The organism is Amycolatopsis sp. BJA-103 (assembly GCF_002849735.1).
Lineage (GTDB): Bacteria > Actinomycetota > Actinomycetes > Mycobacteriales > Pseudonocardiaceae > Amycolatopsis.
Genome location: NZ_CP017780.1, coordinates 7,361,734 through 7,382,197, shown reverse-complemented (window position 1 = coordinate 7,382,197; position 20,464 = coordinate 7,361,734). Strand labels below are relative to the sequence as shown.

The window sequence follows — 20,464 nt, the reverse complement described above, 5'->3', positions numbered from 1 at the left end:
TGCCCTCAAGCGCGCTATGAAAGTCCCCTTCATTGCGAAATTTGCAATGAAGGGGACTTTCATAGCGTCTCAGGCGAGCGAGGTCTTGACGGGAGTCTCGTTCCGGAACAGGTCCAGCACCGGGCAGTGCTCGTCCACCTGCCGCTTCAGGTCCTCGTAGGCTTCCGCTCCCGCAGGCCCGCTCAGCTCGACCGAAACGCGCACGTCCCCGAAGCCCGGCCGGGTCGACGAGAACCCGAAGAAGCCGTGCAGGTCGATGTCGCCGTCCACGGTCACCTTCACGCCTTCGAGCGGCACACCGAGCTTCGCTGCCCAGAACTGGTAAGTGATCACCTGGCACGAGCCCAGCGCGGCGAGCGCGTATTCGACCGGGTTGGCCGCGGTGTCGCCCCCGCCGAGCGCCGCGGGCTCGTCGACGGTGAACGCGTGGTCGCGCACCCGCACGTCCACCTGTGTCGCCGTTCCGGGGTTCAGCGCGTTGGCGACGCTGAACGAGACGGCGGCGTTGCGCGGGTCGGCGTCGACGGCGGTCTTGGTTCCTTCGATGACATCGGTCAGCGACATCGGGTCTCTCCAGGATCGAGGTGTCGGACGTCGCCCAGGGTGCGGCAACGCGCGAAACCGCGCGCGTGATCTCAGCTGGTGAACGGCGAAATATCCTTTCGGCACCGTGGTTGGCGTTGAACATGACCATCGGAGTGGCACTCCCGTCCGGGGACACCGCGAACGCCGTCAACATCGTCGACGAACTCGTCACGCAGACCCAGCAGGCCGCCGACGCCGGGCTGACGTCCGCCTGGTTCTCCCAGCAGATGGAGCACGACGCGATCACCGTCGCCGCCCTCGCGGGCCGCGCCGTGCCGGGGATCACCGTCGGGACCGGCGTCGTCCCGATCTATCCGCGACATCCGCTGCTGATCACCGGCCTCGCGCAGACGGCGCAGGCCGCCACCGGCGGCCGGTTCGCGCTCGGCCTCGGAACCGGCGCGAAGAACTGGCTCGAACCGGCGTACGGCATCGAGTACCCGTCGCCGATCAAGCACCTGCGCGAGTACCTCACGATCCTCCGGCAAGTGCTCGAAGGCGCCGAAGTCGACTTCGAGGGTGAGACGGTCAGCGCGCACGCCAAGGGCTTCGCGGCTTCGCTCTCGGTCGCGGGATCTTCGGACATCCCGCTGATCATCGCCGCGATGGGACGGCAGGCGCTGCGCGTCACCGGCGAACTCGCCGACGGCACGATCCCGTTCCTCGCCGGGCCGAAGGCGCTCTCGGAGCTGATCGTCCCGGAGATCACCAAGGCGGCCGCGGGACGTCCGGCGCCGCGGGTCATCGCGATGGTCCCGGTCGTCGTGACCGATGAACCCGACGCCATCCGCGCCATCGTCGACAGGCAGTACGCGTTCTTCCGCGACATCCCGTCCTACCGCGCGGTCTTCGACGCCCAGGGGGTGGATTCCGCCGGGGAGCTGGTGATCGCCGGGGACGAAGAGACCGTCGCCGCCGAGATCCGCCGGTACTTCGACGCGGGGGCGACCGAGGTCGTCGCGACCCAGAGCGGCATCCGCAACTCCGAGGAGCGACTCCGCACCTGGCGTGTCCTGGGGGATCTCGTGAAGAGCTGACATCCAGGGGTCCAGTGGCCTTGCTCACAGCGTTCGTATTGTGCATACTCGTGCGCATAGCGAACACAGCTGGAGGTCCCCATGTCCCCTGTCGCGGCCCGTTCGTGGGTGGTACCGCTCGCCTGGACGGCGGTCCTGCTCGACGGATTCGACCTGGTCGTCCTGGGTACGGTGCTGCCCGCACTGCTCCGTGACCACGTCTGGGGGCTGACGCCGGGCACGGCCTCGGTCATCTCGACGTTCGGCCTGATCGGCATGATGATCGGCGCGATGGCGATCGGCACGATCACCGATGTCATCGGCCGCCGGAAGGCGCTGATCATCGCGGTCGCGGCCTTCTCCGTGTGCACCGCGCTCTGCGCGATCGCGCCCTCGGCGTTCTTCTTCGGGCTGTTCCGCTTCCTCGCCGGGCTCGGCCTGGGCGGTTGTCTCCCGACGGCGATCGCGCTGGTCACCGAGTACGCCCGCAAGGAAAAGGGCGGCAGCGCGACAACCACGGTGATGACCGGCTACCACGTCGGAGCGGTGCTCACGGCGCTGTTGGGCATCTGGCTGATCCAGCCGCTCGGCTGGCGCGCGATGTTCGTCGCCGGCGCGCTGCCCGCGCTCGTGCTGGTGCCGCTGATGATCAAGTACCTGCCGGAGTCCGAGTCGTTCGAGCGAGTGCGGGAGACCCAGGAGAAGTCGGCGACGCAGGTGGTCGGCGGGCTGTTCCGCGGCGGCCTGCTGCGGGCCACCATCGCGTTCTGGGTGACGTCGTTCATGGGCCTGCTGCTGGTCTACGGGCTCAACACCTGGCTGCCGGAGATCATGCGCCAGGCCGGGTACCCGCTCGGCGCGGCGCTCGGACTGCTGCTCACGCTGAACCTCGGCGGCGTGGTCGGCCTGCTCATCGCGGGGCGGGTGGCGGACAAGGTCGGCGTGCGGCCGTCGGTGATCGCCTGGTTCCTCGGCGCGGGGGTGTTCCTGGCGCTGCTGAGCGTGAAGCTGCCCGCGGCCGGTCTGTACGTGGCCGTGTTCCTCACCGGCGGATTCGTGTTCAGCGCGCAGGTGCTCGTGTACGCGTACATCGGCAAGACGTATCCGGACGCGATGCGCGCCACCGGGATCGGCTGGGCGGCGGGCGTCGGCCGTATCGGCGCGATCTGCGGGCCGATCCTCGGCGGCGCGCTGCTGAGCGCCGGGATCGCGTACCCGTGGGGCTTCTACGCCTTCGCCGCCGTGGGTGTCCTGGGTGCGGCCGCGGTGACCGGAGTTCGCGCCGGCCGCACCCGGGAGGCCGTCAGCCGAGTTCCTTGAGTTCCTTCTCCACAGCGGCGAGCTCCGCCTCCGAACCCTGCACCTTGGGGCCGGTGAACCACTTGCGTGCCGAGGCGAACCACCACACGGCCGCACCACCGAGGACGACGAGGAACGCGATCGGCGTGTAGTTGAAACTGTCGATGGTGATCGGCGATCCCTGCGGGAGCATGAACAGCACGAAGATGAAGCACACCCAGACGGTCGCGATGGTCCCGACGAGCTTGCCCCAGCGGCCGAGGTTCCACGGTCCGGGTTCGAAGTCGTCGCCCTTGCGCACCCGCAGGAAGACCGGGATCACGTAGGCCACGTAAAGGCCGACGACCGCGATCGAGGTCACCGCCGCGTAGGCGGTCGCGCTCCACAGATACGGCAGGGCGAGCAGGAGCGCGCCGCCCGCGGCCAGCCACACCGCGTTGGTCGGTGTCTGGGTGCGCTTGTTGATGCGGTGCCAGAAGCTCGAACCCGGGATCGCGCCGTCGCGGGCGAAGGCGTAGATCATCCGCGAGTTCGCGGTCACCGACGCCATCCCGCAGAACAGCTGCGCGCCGATGCAGATCAGCAAGAGGAACTTGCCGGTCGTCGCGCCGGTCGCGTCGATGAAGATCTGCGCGGGCGGCACCCCGGTCTCGGAACCGGCGGCGCCCTCGTAGTCCTGGATGGCGAAGGTGAGGCCGATGAGCAGGATCCAGCCCGCGACCAGGGAGACGAGGATCGAGTTGACGATCCCGCGAGGCCCGGCCTTCGCCGCGTTCTTGGTCTCTTCGGTCATATGGGCCGAGGCGTCGTAGCCGGTGAGTGTGTACTGCGCGAGCAGCAGGCCCAGTAAGAAGACGTAGACCGGTGACGCCCAGCCCGTGTTGTTCACGAACTCGCCGAAGACGAACGACGCGTCCTGGTGCTTCTCGGGCACGATGACCAGCACCCCGACGATGACCAGCACGCCCGCGAGATGCCACCACACGCTGACGGTGTTCAGCAGCGCCACGATCTTGACGCCGAAGGTGTTCAGCAGGCCGTGGACCACCAGGATGATCGCCAGCAGCAGGATCGTGTTGCCCGGTGTCGCCTCGAAGCCGAACTGCAGGTCGAGGAAGGCGTTGAGGAACAGCGCCGCGCCGAAGTCGATGCCCGCGGTGACCGCGATCTGCCCGATGAGGTTGAACCAGCCGGTGAACCACGCCCACGCCGCGCCGTTGCGCGGGGCGAGCTTCGCGGCCCAGTAGTAGAGCCCGCCCGCGGTCGGATAGCTGGAGCAGACCTCGGCCATGCCCAGCCCGACCAGGATGACGAACAGCCCGACCAGCGGCCAGCCCCAGATCATCGCGGCGGGACCGCCGGTCTTCATGCCGAACCCGTAGAGGGTCAGGCAGCCGGAGAGGATCGAGATGATCGTGAACGAGACCGCGAAGTTGGAGAAGGTCGACATCGTGCGCCGGAGTTCCTGCGCGTAGCCGAGTTGGTGGAGCCGGGCACTGTCTTCGTCGGCGGGTTCGGCGGCACGGGCGTCTGAGACATCCATCGGGCACCCACTTAAAAGGTATGCGGACAGACCATTGAGATCCGCCGAAATTAGGCCCGCCGACCTGCGCATGTCAAGGTCCCGTCAAGAAACCCATCCCCCCGGACGCCAGGAAAGGCCCGTTCCTTGCAAATTTTGCAAGGAACGGGCCTTTCCTAGCGCTTCAGGTGAGGTTCAGCGCCCCCCGGAACGCCCTCACGGCCTCCAGCGCCGTGTCCGGGTGGTCGGCGAAGTACCCGTCGACACCCGCCTTGAGGAACGCCTCCTGCTCGGCGAACGCGTCGCCGTACTCGGCGAGGTTCGCCGACGAGCGCAGGTTCTGCGGGAGGAAGTTGTTCTCGTTGCGGAACGTGTACGGCCCGACCTTCAGCCCGGCCTGGTGCGCGTCGGCGACGAGTTTGGTCGGCGCGCCCAGCGCCCCGTTCACCACCGGGATGACCTGCGCCTTCTCCGGCCCCAGGTAGTCCGCGTACTTCGAGATCTCCTTCAGGCCCGCCGGGGTGACGAGGTCGGCGTACGTCCGCGGGTCGCCCTTCGCGACGAAGTCGGCCGGAGCGCCGGTCGCCGAGGTCAGCTGCAGCAGCGGCACCCGGACCTGACGCGAAAGCGCGATCAGGTTCGACACCTCGAACGACTGGATGATCACCGGCGCCTTCGGGTGGTTGAGCCCGTTGCGCTTGAGCAGCTCGACCAGCTTCGGCTCGGTCGGGTTCTTGATCGAGGAGAAGTACGTCGAGTGCTTGATCTCCGGGTAGGTCCCCAGCTCACGGCGCAGTTCGCGGCCCAGCCGGCGCGTCAGGTCGAGCACCTCCTGGTAGGTGGCGATCCGGTACCGGCCGTCGTAGATCTTGTTGTTCGGCCGCAGCTGCGGGATCCGCTCGGTCGCGCGCAGCGTCTTCAGCTCGGCGAGGGTGAAGTCCTCGGTGAACCAGCCGGTGAACGACGCGCCGTCGATGACCTTGGTCGTCTTCCGGTTCGCGAACTCGGGGTGCTTCGCGACATCGGTGGTCCCGCCGATCTCGTTCTCGTGCCGGGCGACCAGCTGGCCGTCCTTGGTGGGCACGAGGTCGACGTCGACCCAGTCGACGCCCTGGCGGTAGGCGAGCTCATACGAGGCGAGCGTGTGCTCCGGGCGGTAGCCCGGCGCGCCGCGGTGTCCGACGATCACCGGCCCATCGTGACCCCTGGCCTGTGCCGACACATCTTGGGCACCCGGCTCGGCGGCGCCGGCCAGCCCTGTGACGCTGAGTACGGCGAGACCGGACAGGGCGAGCACGCCCAGGCGCTTTCGCATGGTGGGTAACCTCTTTCGCTTGAACTCGGGGTACCGCGCCACCCTTGACGCAGGAGGCGTCCGGACGGCGAAGACGGACCGGCGGAGCGCTGACCGCCGGGTGAACGCCGGATGGAACCACCCGCTCGAGGACGGCGACGTGTTCGGGGCTCACCGGCACGGTTACCCTGTGCGTCGTGCGCGTACTGGTAATCGGGTCCGGCGCCCGTGAGCATGCACTTGTCCTCGCGGTCGCGGAAGACCCTTCCGTCACCGCACTGGCCTGTGCCCCGGGCAACGCCGGCACCTCTTCGGTGGCCGAGCAACTCGGTGTCGACGCGGCCGATCCCGAATCGGTCTCCGCCCTGGCCAAGCAGTGGCAGGCGGACCTGGTGGTGGTCGGTCCCGAGGTCCCGCTGGTGGCGGGTGTCGCCGACGCGGTCCGGAAGGCGGGCATCGCCTGCTTCGGCCCGTCCGCGTCCGCGGCCAGGATCGAGGGCTCGAAGGCGTTCGCGAAGGACGTCATGGCCGTCGCGAAGGTGCCGACAGCGCACTGTGAGGTCGTCGACAACCCAGCTCGCCTGGACGCCGCGCTCAGCCGCTTCGGCCCCACCTGGGTGGTCAAGGACGACGGCCTCGCCGCGGGCAAGGGCGTCGTGGTCACCACGGACGTCGACGTCGCGCGCAAGCACGCCCTCATGCTGCTCGACGGCGGGCACCCCGTGCTCCTGGAGTCCTTTTTGGACGGCCCGGAGGCCTCTCTCTTCTGCTTCGTCGACGGCCGCACGGTCGTCCCGATGCTGCCCGCGCAGGACTTCAAGCGCGTCGGCGACGGCGACGCCGGTCCGAACACCGGCGGCATGGGTGCGTACGCGCCGTTGCCGTGGGCGCCGAAGGACCTGGTCGACGACGTCGTCGAGCGGATCGTCCAGCCCGTGGTCGACGAACTCGACAACCGCGGCGCCACCTTCTCCGGCCTGCTCTACGCCGGTCTCGCGCTGACTTCCGAAGGCCCGCAGGTCATCGAGTTCAACTGCCGCTTCGGTGACCCGGAGACCCAGGTCGTCCTGGCGCTGCTGCGCAGCCCGCTCGGCCAGGTCCTCCACGCGACGGCGACCGGCAAGCTCGCCGACCTGCCGCCGCTGGACTGGGACTCGGGCGCGGCGGTCACCGTCGTGCTCGCCGCCGACGGCTACCCCGGCAAGCCGAGGACCGGTGACGTCATCACCGGTGGCGAGATCGAAGGCGTGCTCCACGCCGGGACCCGCCGCCGCGACGACGGCGCCGTGGTCTCCTCCGGCGGCCGCGTGCTGTCGGTCGTCGGCACCGGCAAGAACCTGAAGGCCGCCCGCAAGGACGCCTACGCGACGGTCGAGAAGGTCCACCTGGCCGGCTCGCACCACCGCACCGACATCGCCCTGCTCGCCGCCAAGGGAGAGATCGCCACCCCGGTCTCCTGAATTCGGGCGGAACCGTCCCGGTCCTGGGTACGTCTAACCCGGTATTTCCTGTGAAGCTTAGGCGCTCGATACATCGGCGTTGGTAGCCTCGACGGGGCGAACGGTCACCGTCCGTATTCCAAGGGGTGGGGAATGGCAGCATCGGGCAAGATCCAGGACCTCACGTCGGCGGTCCCGACGCCGCCGTCGGTGGCCGACATCAGAGTGGATCCGTCGAAGCTGCTCGAAGTGGCGAAGATCGTCGAAGAGCAGGTCGACGCGCTGCAGGACAAGCTTCTGACCCGGCTGGACCAGCTGCGCATCGACACCCCGGCCAACGACACCGTGAGCGTGCACTCGACCAGTGTCTGGAACGAGCTGGTGGCCGACGGCGACCAGTCGTACGCCGCGCAGGTCAAGGCCTACGTGGCCGGTCTGCGGGGACTGGTCAACCAGCTCCGCACGGCGGCCAAGGAGTACAAGACCAGTGATGCGGACAAGGCCGCCGCGTTCGGGGACCGTGGTGTACACCGGGCGTAGGCCTCGCGTGCTGGTCTCCGGTGGGGTGCTCACCCTCGTGCTGGCCGGATGCGCCACGGACACGGGTGGGCAGGCTTTCCCCAACGAACCGGCGCTGGCTTCGGCCACGCAGGGCGCCAAGGCGTCCGCGCTGCCCGCCAGGCCAGCCGAACTGAGCTTGCAGGGTGTCGATCCGTGCGCCCTGGTCACCACGCCGCAGCTCGACCAGCTCAAGATCAACAGCAAGCCGCGCGCGGCCACGGAACCGATCGACGGCCCGACCTGCGTCTTCGACGCGGACGCCGCGGAACCCTTCCACACCTACTACGTCCGCACGGTCACCGCGGACGTCGAAGAGTGGTTCACGGGCAAGCGCCGCAAGAACAGCATGACGACGGAACCGAAGGCGGTCGGCGGGTTTCCCGCCGTCACGAGCTACCGCGACGCCGGGAAACCGGGCGATTGCGAAACGCTCGTCGGTGTCGCCCGGGGACAGACGCTGGCGGTGCGGGCCGTCACCGTCACCGCCGGCGCGTTCACCATGCCGCAACTGTGCGAGATGTCCGCGCAGGCGGCCGATCTGGCTTTGCAGACCTTGAAAGCACGCAACTAGGGAGGGCGCCGTGAACGTTTCCGACCTCGCGGGCAAGCTCCGCGATCTCCGGTTCGACGGCTACACCGACACCGGGATCGCGACCGAGATCGAGCGCTTCCGCAGCGGCGACGGCACCGGCAGCATCGGCATCGCCGTCGACGCGCTGAAGTCCGTCGCGTCCGCGCTCGCCGACACCGACAAGACGCTGCGCGACGAGCTGGGCAAGCTCGGCGTGGAATGGCAGAGCGAGGCGGGTGGCGCCGCCGGTCAGGTGTTCACCGAGCAGGCGGGCTTCTCCCAGGACGCGAACTCGAAGGTCTCGCACTCCGCGGAGATGATCTTCGCCCAGGGTGAGGCCTTCAACCGGACGCTGCACAAGCTTCCCGACCCGGAAGTGGTCCGGAAGGGCGCGGGCGGCTTGACCCTCGGCGACGTCGTGCTGAGCCTCATCGGGTTCGAGACCGACCACGCCAAGAGCGTCAGCGCCGCGAACAACGCGCGGGCGCAGGCGCAAGAGGCGTTGAACGACTACGCCAAGACGAGCGGCGAGAACCTGCTGACGACCGACACGCTGGCCGATCCGCAGACGATGAACCTGACCCAGAACACGATCGCCGCCGGAACGGGCGGCGGTTCGGGCACGCTCGACCTCGCGGGCACGGCCACGGATCTGACCCCGGACGGCAGCGTGCGGCCCGCGTCGGCCGCCGTCGAGTCGAAGTACGTGCCGCCGGTCGTGCAGCCCGTCGGCAACCCGAAGTCGCCGTCTTACGACGCGCCGACCCCGGCCTACGGTGTCGCCGTCGGCAACCCTCCGGCCCGGAAGACCGGCTCCTCGGTGCCTCATGGCGGTGCCACGGCCCCCGCGGCCGCCGCCCCGACCACGCCGTCCGGCACTTCGAGGCCCGCGCCCGCCCCGGGCAGCGGCTGGGTGACGCCGAACCGGCCCTCCCCGCAGCCCGAACCGGGCAGGCCGTCGTACCCGATCACCGGCTCGCCCGCCTCGCCGCCGTTCATCCCGCCGGGTGCGCCGAACCTGCCTCCCGGCTCCACGAACGTCCCGCCGGGCCAGTCCACCGGAAGCCTGCCGCCGGGCAACAGCTCGACGTCCTCGCTGCCGCCGGGCAAATCGTTCGGCACCGGCCCCGGTATCGACGGCGCCCTCGGCAAGGGCCCCGGCTCCAGCTCCGGTCCCGGCGTCTTCGGTGTCGGCGGTGGCCAGGGTGGCGGAGACCAGGCCCTCGGCAAGGGCCGTTCGGTCGGCGCCGGACCGCAGGCGCCGCTGGCCGCGGGTAACGAATCCGGCCGCGGCTTCCCCGCCGTCCCGAAGATCACCGGCCCGGCCGCGGGCGACCTGGGCGCCGGTGCGGCCGCGCTCGGCGCCGGTGTCGCGGGTGGTGCGCTGAGCGGCGACAAGGAACGTGACCGCCGCTCTCGTCAGGAAGGCGGCGGCGTCGTGAAGCCGACCCGTCAGCTGCCGATCGGCGAGCTTCCCGAAGAGGAGGCCATGCGGCGCTCGGAGAAGATCGGCGCGAAGCAGCCGAAGACCGAGTCGAAGTTCATGGAGCGCGCGGCCACTCAGGACGTCGAAGAGGACGCCGAGCACATCAGGCGTTACGGCGTCGACGACAAGGACCTGTTCACCGACGAGCGCATGGTGTCGCCCGACGTGATCGGTGACCACGGCAACCGGGAAGCGCGCTGAACCTGTGCCGAACGACAACGGCAGCCTGGTGCTGTCCGCACTCGAGTTCGAAATGCTCTGGGAAGCCGAACGGCTGCCCCGCCGCCATGTCGCACTCGACGTGCCGAGCCCCGGAACGACCCATACGGAGCGGGCGGCACTGATCGAAGAGGCCTGGGAATCCCTGCGCGAGCGAGGCCTCGCGCGGGGGCACCAGGCGTCGGGCGAGCTGGTCGACATGCTGAACCTGTTCGCGCATCCCCGGTTCGCGATCGACGTCTGGGTGTGGACGGATCGCGAGATCAAGGGGCAGGCGGTCAGCGTCGGCAACCAGGCCCTGCTCGGCGTGATCGACTCCGGCCAGGTATGGCTGATCCCCGCCCGCGAAAGCTCACTCGCCGAGGCCGCCGTCTCGGTCGCGGGCGATCTGGGCCCCGGCGTCGGCCAGTCGATCAGCATCCCGCACGACGTCCTCCGCGACGCCGATGCCGCCGCCCGCGGCGACGCGAAAGCGATGGTCACCGCCCTGGAAGACCTCGACGTCCCCCTCTGGCAGGCCCAAGAAGTGGCGGGCATGCTGCTCGGCCAGGAGGCACGCGGCCAGTTCGGCATCGAACGCGCGGGCCGGGACGGCCGCCCTCGCCGCGCGGACAGCGTGGTCGCCTTCTACGACACGGACGCCGGGCGGTACCTGTTCCAGGTCGCGCGGAACCGGGACGGACGGGATTGGGCGACCATCACCCCGGCGGACAACCACCTGCTGGCGACGCGGATCCGGGAAGTCGCCGATTTCTGAGTTACGTCCGGCTTAATGAGGTTCACCCCGATTCAGCCGTTTCGGGAAGTCGATATCGGCGGGGTGGAAGTCGGCGTGGAAACGCACACGGCCCGCTGTCGAGGTCTTACAGTATGCGCGGGAACCGTCCTGATCGGCCGCGCGTCTGATCGGGCGGACACAAGTTTTCCGTGAAGGGGATGACGAACCGTGCCTGTGTACGACCCGGATTCCATGGGGATCGCCGCCGGTCAGGTGGAGAAGCTCAAGGACGAGTTCGAGAAGTCCAAGAAGCAGGTCACCGGCGTCGATGACGAGAAGGAAAGCCCGTTCGGCACGATGGGCGGTTCGGGTGACGTGCACGGTGCCGTGGGCTCCTTCAAGGACGGCGTGCACAACGAGTTCGACTCTGCGGGGAAGCTGATGGAGGCGACCGCCTTCGTGCTGCGCAAGGCCGCCGGGCTGATCCAGGAGACCGAAGCCGTGCACGTCGACAATCTCAAGCTGCACGAGCACGGCAAGCAGTGAGCACGCGTAAGACGGCTCTGGGGGGCCTGATTCCAAGGGGGCGTTGTGGCCGATATTGACTTTCCGCCGAACTGGCCGCAGGTCACCGAGAAGGCGAAGCAGGTCGAAGGCATCAAGCCGGAGTCCATTCAGAAGGCCGCGGACCAATTCCACGCGGCCGCGACGCAGGCCGGTGACCACAGTGCCTCGCTGAAATCGTCGACCGACGCGTTGAACGGTGGCGTCTGGAAAGGTCCCGCCGCCGACGCCTTCTTCGACTACGTGAAGCAGATCACCTCCGCTGGGGACCGCGTAAAGGGACACCTGGACGAGATCAGCAAGGACCTTGGCGAACTCCAAGTCCAGCTGAGCGATATCAAGCGCAAGATCGAGGACGCCAACAAGACGGCGCACGACACGATTCAGAAGTGCATCGACACGGAGAACCCGAAGGTCGCGGCAGCTCGTCAGCAGGCCGCTGACGCCGCGAATCCGGACAAAAAGGTGCAGCCGCCGAACCCGAGCGCCGACCAGATCATCACGGCGGCCAACGCCGCCAACCTGAAGACGGCGAGCGGAGCCGTCGAATCCATCGGCGGACTGCTGACCCAGGCGGACGGACTGATCAAGAAGTCCCAAGAGCTGATGAAGAAGGACGTGGAGGGCGGCGGCTACTCCAAGGTCCCGATGCCCGGCAAGGACGGCTCCGTTCCCAAGCGCACCGGTGGTCTCCACACCGGAGGTGGCGGTGGAGGGGGCGGCGGCGGTGGTGGCGGTGGGGGTGGCGGCCTCGGGTCGAGTGGCGGTCCGCCGTCGACGACCCCGCCGGGCAACGTCCAGCAGTGGATCCAGGAAGCCATCAAGATCCTGCAGGCGGCCGGTATCCCGGTGACCGAAGCCGACATCAACAAGATCTGGACGATCATCGAGAAGGAGTCCGGCGGTAATCCCAACGCCATCAACAACTGGGACTCCAACGCGGCGAAGGGCACTCCGTCCAAGGGCCTGATGCAGTGCATCGACCCGACCTTCAACGCGCACAAGCTTCCGGGGCACGACGACATCTACAACCCGATCGACAACATCATCGCGGGCGTGCGGTACACGTTCTCGCGGTACGGCGGTTTCGAAGGGCACCCGGGCCTGAAGTCGATGGCCGGTGGCGGCGGATACCAGGGCTACTAAAGACTTCGTGAGTGGTAAGGACAGTTAGAGCCAAGGGTACCTACTGGATTCTGCGTGCGAGTGTTCGCGAGTTCGTGATGGCCAGGGGTCGTGTTGCGAAAGCCACTTTCGGGACATCAGACGTCGCGAAAGTGGCTTTCGCGACACCCGGGCTGGCTGGCGCGGCCCTCGCAACGACTCGACCCACCACGCCACTGTCGCGAAGGCTCTCCTCTGCGGTACATGAAGGCCCCCTTCCTTGCGCCTAGGTACAGGAAGGGGGCCTTCATGTACTGCCGAGGGAAGTGGCCCTTCACGCGCCGCCGCCCGTGACTGCTGGGCTGGCGGGTGTCGCTGAGGCTTCGGAGGGCGATCACGTAGTCCGTGAAGGCCTCTTGGGTTCATGGGGTGGTTGCAATGCTCTGAGGTGGGTGGGTGTTGCGGGTGCTGGGTGTTGGGGAGTTGCCGCGTGAGGTGAAGGTCGGGTTCTGGGGGTTGGTGCGGGCTGGGTTGCCGGCGAAGCCGGCGGCCCAGGTGCTCGGGATCGGTCATACGACGTGTTCACGGTGGTTCCGTGAGGCTGGCGGGGTGATGAGCAACGCACCCCGCTTGTTGTCGGACCGGTTCCTGTCGCTGGCCGAACGCGAGGAGATCATGGTTCTGCGGGCGCGGGGTGAGTCCCAGGCGGAGATCGGCAGGATTCTCGGGCGGAGCGCTGGGACGATCTCTCGGGAGCTGGCCCGTAACACCGTGGCGGGTCGGGAGTATCGGGCCAGCGTGGCCCAGGCCGCGGCGGCGCGGCGAGCGAAGCGGCCGAAGGTCGCCAAACTCGCCGTCGACGGTCACCTGCGGGACCTGGTGCAGGACGGGTTGTTGCAGAAATGGTCTCCTCAGCAGGTCAGTAAAGTCTTGCGGGAGAACTACGCGGACCACCCGGAGTTACAGGTGTCGCACGAAACGATCTACCAAGCGCTCTACGTGCAATCCCGCGGCGCGCTGCGCCGTGAGCTCACCGCATGTCTGCGGACCGGGCGGGCGTTGCGTAAACCGCAGCGTCAGGCTCAGGTGCGCAGGGAACGGGCGCCGGGACGGATCCAGGGGATGGTCAACATCTCCGAGCGTCCCGCCGAGGTTGAGGACCGGGCGGTGCCGGGACACTGGGAAGGTGATCTGATCTGCGGGACCGGGCACGGTTCGGCGATCGGGACGCTGGTGGAGCGCACCACCCGGTTCGTGATGTTGCTGCACTTGCCCGACGGGCGTGACGCGGCGACGGTGGCCGAGGCGATGGCGGCGATGATCGCGACTCTGCCCGAGTCGATGATGGCGTCGCTGACGTGGGATCAGGGCAAGGAAATGGCTCACCACACCAGGATCACCGCGGAGACCGGGGTGCAGGTCTACTTCGCTGATCCGCACTCGCCGTGGCAGCGGGGGACCAACGAGAACACCAACGGGTTGCTGCGGCAGTACTTTCCCAAGAGAACCGACCTCTCGGTCTATTCCGCGGAGTACCTCGCCGCGGCCGCCGCACAGCTCAACGAACGACCGCGTAAGACACTCGGCTGGCTAACACCAGCCGAGTGCCTGCGGCGGCTACTCTTCCCAGACGAAACAACCAGCATTGCAACCACCAGTTGAATCCGCCCCTCCTTCACTACCTTCAGGGTAGGCAAGGAGGCCTTCACGGACCTGCGACCAACCAGCCACAAGCAGCAGGTACCTAAGGCCCCTTCGGCACTAACCGTCCCTGCCACTCACGAGCCGTCTCAGTACTCCTTGAGTACCAAGGCGTTCGCCGCCTCGGTCAACGGCCGCATGGCCGCCTTCATGATCCGGTCCCGGAACGGCAGATACGGCAGCGCCCGCATCGACTGGATCTGCTTCCACTGCGCGAACCGGGTCTGCTTCTTCTGGTTCATCGAGGCCAGTGCTTGGTTCTTGAGTACGAACGGCCGCATTTCCTTTTCGTACGAAGCGAAAGCGGCGCGATGATCCGGCGAAGACGCGAGTGACCCGGCCAGCACGTAAGCTCCGACGAGCGCCAAGCTGGTGCCCTGTCCCGAAAGTGGCGACGGACCGTAGCCCGCGTCGCCGACCAGCGTGATCCGCCCTTCACTGAAGCTGTCCATCCGGATCTGGGTCATCGAATCGAAGTACAGCTCGCTCGACTCCATTTCGCGGAGCAGTCGCGGCACTTCCCAGTCGTGGCCGAGGAAGTGGTCGGCGAGGAGTTTTCGTTGCTGCGCGAGGTCATGCCGGTCGAAGTCGAGCTCCGGAGACTGGAATCCGAGTATCGCCCGCGCCTCCGTGTTGTTCCGCGCGCTGTACAGACCGGCCATTTTCCCGGTGTCATGTGGAAGGTCTGCCAGCGGTCCAGGTCGAGGAAGTTCGGCACGGTGAACACCGCGAGGTAGGTGTCCATATGGTGCGAAAACTGTTTCTCCGCCCCGAAAACCAGCGATCGCACGGCCGAGTGCAGTCCGTCAGCGCCGACGACGAGGTCGAAATCGCGCGGCCCGCCTTGGGCGAAGGTGACCCGCACGCCGTCGGTTCGCTGCGCGATCCCGGTGATCCAGTCGCCGTACACGTACTCGACGCCGTCCTGGGCGACCGAGGCCAGCGTGTCCGTGAGGTCGTCTCGAAGGATCTCGACGTCTTCGCTGTCGGTGAGCCCGCCGGTCAGCGTGTGGTCGGTGACCTTCACCAGCGTCTTCCCGGCCCCGTTCACGAACGACATCCCTAGCGTGTCCGTGCCCAGCTCCCGGAGGCGCCCGAGCACCCCCATCCGGTCGACGACGCCGAGCGCCGTGCCGCGGATGTCGACCGCGTGCCCGCCGGTCCGGGGTGCGGGTGCCCGCTCGACGACCGTCGGTGCGAAACCGTGCCGCCGCAGCCAGTACGCCAGCGTCGTACCGGCGATTCCCGCGCCCGAAATCAGCACCTTCTGCATGTGAACTCCCCTGTGTACGCTGTTTTGAAGCACTGCGTACAACGTATGGACAGCACGCCCTTGCCCGAGGAAAACAGCGAGAAAGCATCGATCGCACTAGTGCGATTGAGCTAGTGCGGTGGCTGGATCGGGGTGCGGTGCCCGCAAAGTGCACTATGGCAAGGAGTCGACCATGACCGAGCCGCCCTACCTGCGGATCGCCGCCGAGATCCGCCGCCGCATCGTCACCGGCGAGCTGCGCGAGGGCGACAAGGTCCCGTCGACGCGCGGGATCATCGCCGAGTGGGGGGTCGCGATGGCGACCGCGACGAAGGTGCTCGCCACGCTCAAACGGGACGGCCTGGTCATCGCCAAACCCGGTGCGGGCACGGTCGTCGCGGGCCGCGCCAGGACGGCCGCGCCGAGAACCGAAGCGGAGCTTTCCCGCGATCGGGTGGTGAAGGCCGCGATCCGGATCGCGGACGCCGAGGGCATCCGCGCCCTGTCCATGCGCCGCATCGCGTCCGGTCTCGGCGTCGCGACGATGGCGCTTTATCGCCATGTCACCGCGAAGGAGGAGCTGATCCTCGAGATGGCCGACATGGCGCTCGGCGAGATCCGCTTCCCGCCCGAACCGCCGCCCGGCTGGCGGGTTCAGCTGGAGCTGATGGCCAGGGCCCAGTGGGCGCTGTTCCGGCGGCACCCTTGGCTGGCGCAGGCGCTCTCGATCACCCGCCCGCAACCGTTGGCGAACCTGCTGCGCCACGCGGACTGGGCCACCCGCGCGCTGGACGGTCACGGCCTCCCGGCGTCGACGATCATGTACGCGCACATCACGATCTTCAACCACGTGCGCGGTATCGCCCTCAGTTTCGAGTCCGAGGCCGAGAGCGAATCCGGGACGGCCGTCTCGGCCGACGCCTGGCTCGCCGTGCACGAGCCGATCCTCCGGGACCTGGTCGCGGGTGGCCGGTTCCCGAACTTCGCCGACGTCGCCTCGCGCGCCCCGTTCGACTACGACCTCGACACGCTCTTCGAGTTCGGCCTCCAACGACTCCTCGACGGTTTCTCGGTTCTCCTGGCGAAGGCGAGTTAGCCTCACCCCATGTCCTTCCCCGGTCCCGCCGCTCGTTCCGACGTCCCGCCGTTCCATGTCATGGACGTCCTTTCGGCCGCGCAGGCACGGCAGCGCAGCCACGGCGATCTGGTCCCGCTGGTCGCGGGGCAGCCGTCCGCGCCGGCGCCGCGTCCGGTGCTCGAAGCCGCCGAGCGGGCGTTGAAGGACCAGACCCTCGGCTACACCGAACAGCTCGGCATCCCGGAACTGCGCGAAGCCGTCGCGGCGCACTATCACCGCACGTACTCGGTCGACGTGAGCCCGCAGGACGTCATCATGACGACCGGTTCTTCCGGCGGCTTCCTGCTTTCGTTCCTCAGTGCCTTCGAGGCGGGCGACCGGGTCGCGATGGCGCGTCCCGGCTACCCGGCCTACCGCAACCTGCTGAAGGTGCTCGGTTGCGAGGTCGTCGAGTTCGCCACCGGGGCGGAGACGAACTTCCAGCCGACGACGGCCCTGCTGGACGAACTCGGTCCGATCAAGGGGCTCATCGTGGCCAGCCCCAGCAACCCGACGGGCACCGTCCTGCCACCGGGTGAACTGGCCGCGATCAGCGGCTGGTGCGCGTCACACGGCGTGCAGTTGATCAGCGACGAGATCTACCACGGGATCTCCTACGGCGCCGGACTCGACTGCGCCTGGCAGTACGGGAGCGAAGCGCTCGTCCTCGGCTCGTTCTCGAAGTACTTCGCCATGACCGGCTGGCGGCTCGGCTGGATGCTCGCGCCCCAGCGGCTGCACCGCGCGATCGACGTCCTGACCGGCAACTTCACCATCTGCCCGCCCGCGGTCTCCCAGCACGCCGCGATCGCCGCGTTCACCCAGGAGTCGTACGCGGAGGCCGACGGCCACGTCGAGCGCTACCGCGCCAACCGCGACGCGCTCTTCGCCGGTCTCAAGGGCATCGGCATCGACAAGCTCGCGCCCGCCGACGGCGCCTTCTATGCCTACGCCGACGTCTCCGCGTACACGAACGACAGTCTCAGCTGGTGCCAGCGCATCCTCGCCGACACCGGCGTCGCGATCGCTCCCGGTATCGACTTCGACCCGGTCGACGGCGGCCGGTTCGTGCGGTTCTCCTTCGCGGGCTCGCGCGAGGACATCGACGAGGGCATCCGCAGGCTCGGTGACTGGCTCACGGCTCAGGGGGAACCCGGAATTCACCCTGAACGTTAGGCAGAACGCAGGCAATTACGAGCTCAGCCTGACAACCTGGACTCACCGGGCCCGCTTGGGCACGGTGAGGCAATCGGAGGATGCCATGTTCTGGAAGATCGTCGGCGGGCTGATTCTGGCTTGGGTGGCCTTCATGGTGCTCGGGTCCGTGCTCGGTTTCCTCGTGAAGGCCGTCTTTTGGATCGCCGTCATCGGTGGCGCGGTCTTCCTCGGCACGGCCGCCTATGGCGCCATCAAGGGCAAGGGCACCCCGAAGCAGCTTCGCCGCTGAGTCACTGAGCCGCTGAGTCACCGAGGGCTAGGGCTTGCGCGCCACCCCGCCGAGCGACGTGAAGTTCACGGTCGAGAGCGGGGTGAAGCGCGGGCCGTCCGGCCACCACAGATGCGGGTACGTCAGCCCGGGTTCGACGAGGTCGAGCCCCTCGAAGAGCGACTCGATCTCCTCGCGTGAGCGGTACAGCGTGTCGAGGCCGGTGCCGTTGAAGCGCTTCTCCAGTGACGTCGCGACGTCGGCGGCTTCGGAGCCGTCGGCGGGGTTGTGCTGGTGCAGCAGCGCGACGAACGAACCCGGGGCCAGCGCGTCGACGTAGGCGCGGACGATCTTCCGTGCCTGGTCGAGGTCCTGGATGTGATGGATGATCGCGCACAGGATCAGCCCGACCGGCCGGTCGAACTCCAGCCGGTGAGTACGTGCGAGGCCCTCGATGACCTCGGCGGGTTCGGTCAGGTCGTTGCCCGCCATATGCGCGAAGTCGTTCGCCGCGAGCAGCGCGCGGCCGTGTGCCTGGACCACCGGATCGTGGTCGACGTAGACGACCCGCGCCTCGGGGTTGTACCGCTGCGCGACCTGATGCGTGTTGTCCACGGTCGGGAAGCCGGAACCGAGGTCGAGGAACTGGTCGATGCCCTCCCGGTCGGTCAGGTAGCGCACGGTCCTGACCAGCCAGTGCCGGACCTCTTTGGCCATGACCTGCGACTCCGGCGCGAGCTCCAGGATCTGGCGCAGCACCACCCTGTCGGCCTCGTAATTGTCCTGGCCACCCATGAGCGCGTCGAAGACACGCGCGATGCTCGGCCGGTCGAAATCGACGGGCACGAACGGACGCCGGTCGTCGGGACCTGGCATGGGCACCTACCGTGAAAACTCGGTTCGGGACACAGATCAGCTTAGGTCATCCGGATCACCGCGCGTAAGCGGATGAACGGCGAGGGTGAATTATTCCTCCGAAGAGCCGAAGGCAGATTGCGCTGTTGTCACGCCGACCCAGCGCTCCGCCTTCATCCCCACCGCCCGTGCACCGTCCACATTGGACTGACGGTCGTCGAAGAACAGGCAGTCCGCCGGTTCGGCGCCGAGTTCGCCGAGCAGGATCCGGAAGATCTTCGCGTCGGGTTTCATACAGCCGAGATCGCCGGAAAAGAGCGTCACGCGGAACAGGCTCGCCCATTTCTGCTCGCGCACCCAACGTCCGAAGGTCGACGACGCGTTGGAGAGCAGCGCGAGCGCCGCGCCCGCTTCGTGCAGGCCCTGGAGCAACTCCAGCACGTCCGGTTCGAGGTGTGACCAGCCCTCGACGTCGACGCGGGTCAGTTCTTCGGCGAAAGCCTTGTCGACCGGGACGTCCAGTGCGCGGCCGACGCTCTGCCAGTACTCGAGGTCCGAGCCGCCGAAGTCGTATCGGTCCCGTTCGGCCCAGTAGTGCGGCTCGAAATCGGCGAGTTCGTGGCCGAACGCCTTGGCCAGGGTGGGCAACGCGTCGGTGTGCTCACTGATGACGTCGCCGTAGTCGAAGACGATCCAGTTCATGTTCAGCCCCCGGTCTTGATGCGATCGATGGTTTCTTCGACGTCGGCCGCCGAAAGGTCCCGGTGCAGCACGAAGCGGATCCGGCCCGCCGACGGCAGCACCTGGATCCCGAGCCGGTCCAGCCACGCCAGGCGGCCGACGAGGTCGGGCGCGGTGACCTGCACGATGTTGGTCTCGGGTGTGTTGACCTCCCAGCCGTGCTCGGCGAACCCGGCCGCGAGCCGTGTCGCGTTCTCGTGCGTCTCGGCCAGGTCGCCGACGCGGTCCAGCGCGACCAGCCCGGCCGCGGCCAGGACCCCGCCCTGCCGGACGCCGCCGCCGAGCATCTGCCGCATCCGCCGCGCCTTCTCGACGAACTCCGGGCTGCCCGCCACCACTGAGCCGACAGGCGCGCCGAGGCCCTTGGAGAAGCAAGCGGAGACGGTGTCGGCGCCGACCGTGAGAGCCGCGGGCGGAACCCCCAGCGCGATCGCCGCGTGCCAGATGCGGGCGCCGTCGAGGTGCACGGTCAGGCCCGCCTCTTTCGCCACCGCGACCAGCTGGGCGTGCTCGTCGGGCGGGGTGACCGCGCCGCCCGCTGAGTTGTGCGTGTTCTCCAGGCACAACAGCGGCGTGCGCAGCGCGTAGTACGGCCCGCGCGGGATGCCGATCGCCGCCGAAAGCGTGTCCGGCGTCGGCCGCCCCGGGCCGGCGTCGTGCTCCAGCGCCTCCGCCATGCCGCCCGCGAGCCAGGCGGCGGAACCGAGTTCGTCGGTGATCACGTGCGCGCCGCGCGGCGCGAGGAACCGGTCGCCGCGCTGGAGGTGGAGGCACAGCGCGATCAGGTTCGCCATGGTGCCGGTCGGCGTCCAGAGCGCGGCGGGCATGCCGAGGACCTTCGCGGCGCGCTGTTCGAGGGCGGTGACGGTCGGATCGCCGTCGAGGACGTTGTCACCGACCTCGGCGTTCGCCATGGCCTGGCGCATGACGTCGTCCGGCCGGGTCACGGTGTCGGAGCGGAAATCGATCAGCGAAAGCGGGCTCGAGGTCACGG

21 protein-coding genes are annotated in these 20,464 nt (G+C 68.3%); 13 read left to right on the top strand and 8 right to left on the bottom strand.

Translation table 11 applies throughout. The annotated features are described in order from the left end of the window. Positions 1–69: 69 nt before the first annotated feature. Entirely contained in the window at positions 70–564 is a 495-nt protein-coding gene (locus tag BKN51_RS32935; protein ID WP_101611319.1) for an OsmC family protein, read from the bottom strand. A gap of 122 nt (positions 565–686) precedes the next feature. On the opposite strand from BKN51_RS32935, the gene BKN51_RS32930 reads away from it, so the two are divergent. Together BKN51_RS32930 and BKN51_RS32925 are read left to right on the top strand one after the other, a co-directional pair. Further along, positions 687–1,622: an LLM class F420-dependent oxidoreductase gene (locus BKN51_RS32930; protein ID WP_101613599.1), complete on the top strand. Its 936-nt coding sequence runs from the start codon at positions 687–689 to the stop codon at positions 1,620–1,622. Positions 1,623–1,703: 81 nt separating this feature from the next. Further along, complete coding sequence (locus BKN51_RS32925; protein ID WP_101611318.1) at positions 1,704–2,921, top strand: MFS transporter; 1,218 nt, start codon at positions 1,704–1,706, stop codon at positions 2,919–2,921. On the opposite strand, the gene BKN51_RS32920 is transcribed toward BKN51_RS32925, so the two are convergent. Next, a complete protein-coding gene (locus BKN51_RS32920) occupies positions 2,905–4,443 on the bottom strand; it encodes an amino acid permease (RefSeq protein ID WP_101611317.1) in 1,539 nt (512 codons plus the stop codon). The genes BKN51_RS32925 and BKN51_RS32920 overlap by 17 nt on opposite strands. Before the next feature lie 163 nt (positions 4,444–4,606). Next, entirely contained in the window at positions 4,607–5,737 is a 1,131-nt protein-coding gene (locus BKN51_RS32915) for a glycerophosphodiester phosphodiesterase (RefSeq protein WP_101611316.1), read from the bottom strand. 176 nt (positions 5,738–5,913) lie between these two features. Here BKN51_RS32915 and purD point away from each other — a divergent pair, with 176 nt between their 5' ends. From purD to BKN51_RS32870, 8 genes are all read left to right on the top strand, one after another. Then, positions 5,914–7,176, top strand: coding sequence for a phosphoribosylamine--glycine ligase (gene purD, locus BKN51_RS32910; protein WP_101611315.1), 1,263 nt, complete (start codon positions 5,914–5,916; stop codon positions 7,174–7,176). A gap of 132 nt (positions 7,177–7,308) precedes the next feature. Next, positions 7,309–7,695 (top strand): type VII secretion target, encoded by a 387-nt coding sequence (locus tag BKN51_RS32905; RefSeq protein ID WP_020632344.1) that lies wholly within the window; start codon positions 7,309–7,311, stop codon positions 7,693–7,695. After that, entirely contained in the window at positions 7,646–8,287 is a 642-nt protein-coding gene (locus BKN51_RS32900; RefSeq protein WP_233223038.1) for a DUF3558 domain-containing protein, read from the top strand. Before BKN51_RS32905 ends, BKN51_RS32900 begins: the two co-directional genes overlap by 50 nt. A gap of 10 nt (positions 8,288–8,297) precedes the next feature. Next, positions 8,298–9,974 carry a PPE domain-containing protein gene (locus tag BKN51_RS32895; protein ID WP_101611313.1) on the top strand — a complete coding sequence of 559 codons (1,677 nt, stop codon included), beginning with the start codon at positions 8,298–8,300 and terminating at the stop codon, positions 9,972–9,974. Between the two features lie 4 nt (positions 9,975–9,978). Beyond that, positions 9,979–10,749 (top strand): ESX secretion-associated protein EspG, encoded by a 771-nt coding sequence (locus BKN51_RS32890; RefSeq protein WP_101611312.1) that lies wholly within the window; start codon positions 9,979–9,981, stop codon positions 10,747–10,749. A 189-nt stretch (positions 10,750–10,938) separates the two neighbouring features. After that, entirely contained in the window at positions 10,939–11,256 is a 318-nt protein-coding gene (locus tag BKN51_RS32885; protein ID WP_168214442.1) for a hypothetical protein, read from the top strand. A gap of 45 nt (positions 11,257–11,301) precedes the next feature. Then, entirely contained in the window at positions 11,302–12,420 is a 1,119-nt protein-coding gene (locus BKN51_RS32880) for a transglycosylase SLT domain-containing protein (protein WP_101611310.1), read from the top strand. 423 nt (positions 12,421–12,843) lie between these two features. Next, positions 12,844–14,040 carry an IS30 family transposase gene (locus BKN51_RS32870; protein ID WP_442857690.1) on the top strand — a complete coding sequence of 399 codons (1,197 nt, stop codon included), beginning with the start codon at positions 12,844–12,846 and terminating at the stop codon, positions 14,038–14,040. Positions 14,041–14,168: 128 nt separating this feature from the next. Here the strand turns inward: BKN51_RS32870 and BKN51_RS44840 are convergent, their stop codons facing one another. Both BKN51_RS44840 and BKN51_RS32865 read right to left on the bottom strand, forming a co-directional pair. Then, the gene (locus BKN51_RS44840) at positions 14,169–14,546 is read right to left on the bottom strand and encodes a hypothetical protein (RefSeq protein WP_335645056.1); all 378 of its coding nucleotides are present in this window, start codon (positions 14,544–14,546) and stop codon (positions 14,169–14,171) included. Then, positions 14,543–15,352: an FAD-dependent monooxygenase gene (locus BKN51_RS32865; RefSeq protein ID WP_335645055.1), complete on the bottom strand. Its 810-nt coding sequence runs from the start codon at positions 15,350–15,352 to the stop codon at positions 14,543–14,545. The genes BKN51_RS44840 and BKN51_RS32865 overlap by 4 nt, the downstream gene beginning before the upstream one ends. Before the next feature lie 172 nt (positions 15,353–15,524). Here BKN51_RS32865 and BKN51_RS32860 point away from each other — a divergent pair, with 172 nt between their 5' ends. The 3 genes from BKN51_RS32860 to BKN51_RS32850 all read left to right on the top strand — a co-directional run bounded on the left by BKN51_RS32860 (position 15,525) and on the right by BKN51_RS32850 (position 17,895). Beyond that, a complete protein-coding gene (locus BKN51_RS32860) occupies positions 15,525–16,427 on the top strand; it encodes a TetR/AcrR family transcriptional regulator C-terminal domain-containing protein (RefSeq protein WP_101611309.1) in 903 nt (300 codons plus the stop codon). Between the two features lie 9 nt (positions 16,428–16,436). After that, on the top strand, positions 16,437–17,624 hold the full coding sequence (locus tag BKN51_RS32855; protein ID WP_101611308.1) for a pyridoxal phosphate-dependent aminotransferase: 1,188 nt from the start codon (positions 16,437–16,439) through the stop codon (positions 17,622–17,624). Positions 17,625–17,709: 85 nt separating this feature from the next. Continuing rightward, entirely contained in the window at positions 17,710–17,895 is a 186-nt protein-coding gene (locus BKN51_RS32850) for a hypothetical protein (RefSeq protein WP_007032516.1), read from the top strand. 27 nt (positions 17,896–17,922) lie between these two features. Here BKN51_RS32850 and BKN51_RS32845 read toward each other — a convergent pair whose 3' ends face one another. The 3 genes from BKN51_RS32845 to BKN51_RS32835 all read right to left on the bottom strand — a co-directional run bounded on the left by BKN51_RS32845 (position 17,923) and on the right by BKN51_RS32835 (position 20,462). Next, a complete protein-coding gene (locus tag BKN51_RS32845; RefSeq protein WP_101611307.1) occupies positions 17,923–18,750 on the bottom strand; it encodes an SAM-dependent methyltransferase in 828 nt (275 codons plus the stop codon). Between the two features lie 90 nt (positions 18,751–18,840). Next, positions 18,841–19,431, bottom strand: coding sequence for an HAD family hydrolase (locus tag BKN51_RS32840; protein WP_101611306.1), 591 nt, complete (start codon positions 19,429–19,431; stop codon positions 18,841–18,843). 2 nt (positions 19,432–19,433) lie between these two features. Next, positions 19,434–20,462, bottom strand: a complete 1,029-nt coding sequence (locus BKN51_RS32835) for a threonine aldolase family protein (RefSeq protein WP_101611305.1) — start codon at positions 20,460–20,462, stop codon at positions 19,434–19,436. Positions 20,463–20,464: the final 2 nt, after the last annotated feature.

Excerpts from the sequence above, each read along its gene's own strand:
- BKN51_RS32935 (WP_101611319.1), bottom strand. The coding sequence starts at position 564 with ATGTCGCTGACCGATGTCATCGAAGGAACCAAGACCGCCGTCGACGCC.
- BKN51_RS32930 (WP_101613599.1), top strand. The coding sequence starts at position 687 with ATGACCATCGGAGTGGCACTCCCGTCCGGGGACACCGCGAACGCCGTC.
- BKN51_RS32925 (WP_101611318.1), top strand. The coding sequence starts at position 1,704 with ATGTCCCCTGTCGCGGCCCGTTCGTGGGTGGTACCGCTCGCCTGGACG.
- BKN51_RS32920 (WP_101611317.1), bottom strand. The coding sequence starts at position 4,443 with ATGGATGTCTCAGACGCCCGTGCCGCCGAACCCGCCGACGAAGACAGT.
- BKN51_RS32915 (WP_101611316.1), bottom strand. The coding sequence starts at position 5,737 with ATGCGAAAGCGCCTGGGCGTGCTCGCCCTGTCCGGTCTCGCCGTACTC.
- BKN51_RS32905 (WP_020632344.1), top strand. The coding sequence starts at position 7,309 with ATGGCAGCATCGGGCAAGATCCAGGACCTCACGTCGGCGGTCCCGACG.
- BKN51_RS32900 (WP_233223038.1), top strand. The coding sequence starts at position 7,646 with ATGCGGACAAGGCCGCCGCGTTCGGGGACCGTGGTGTACACCGGGCGT.
- BKN51_RS44840 (WP_335645056.1), bottom strand. The coding sequence starts at position 14,546 with ATGACCCAGATCCGGATGGACAGCTTCAGTGAAGGGCGGATCACGCTG.
- BKN51_RS32865 (WP_335645055.1), bottom strand. The coding sequence starts at position 15,352 with ATGCAGAAGGTGCTGATTTCGGGCGCGGGAATCGCCGGTACGACGCTG.
- BKN51_RS32860 (WP_101611309.1), top strand. The coding sequence starts at position 15,525 with ATGACCGAGCCGCCCTACCTGCGGATCGCCGCCGAGATCCGCCGCCGC.
- BKN51_RS32855 (WP_101611308.1), top strand. The coding sequence starts at position 16,437 with ATGTCCTTCCCCGGTCCCGCCGCTCGTTCCGACGTCCCGCCGTTCCAT.
- BKN51_RS32850 (WP_007032516.1), top strand. The coding sequence starts at position 17,710 with ATGTTCTGGAAGATCGTCGGCGGGCTGATTCTGGCTTGGGTGGCCTTC.
- BKN51_RS32845 (WP_101611307.1), bottom strand. The coding sequence starts at position 18,750 with ATGCCAGGTCCCGACGACCGGCGTCCGTTCGTGCCCGTCGATTTCGAC.
- BKN51_RS32840 (WP_101611306.1), bottom strand. The coding sequence starts at position 19,431 with ATGAACTGGATCGTCTTCGACTACGGCGACGTCATCAGTGAGCACACC.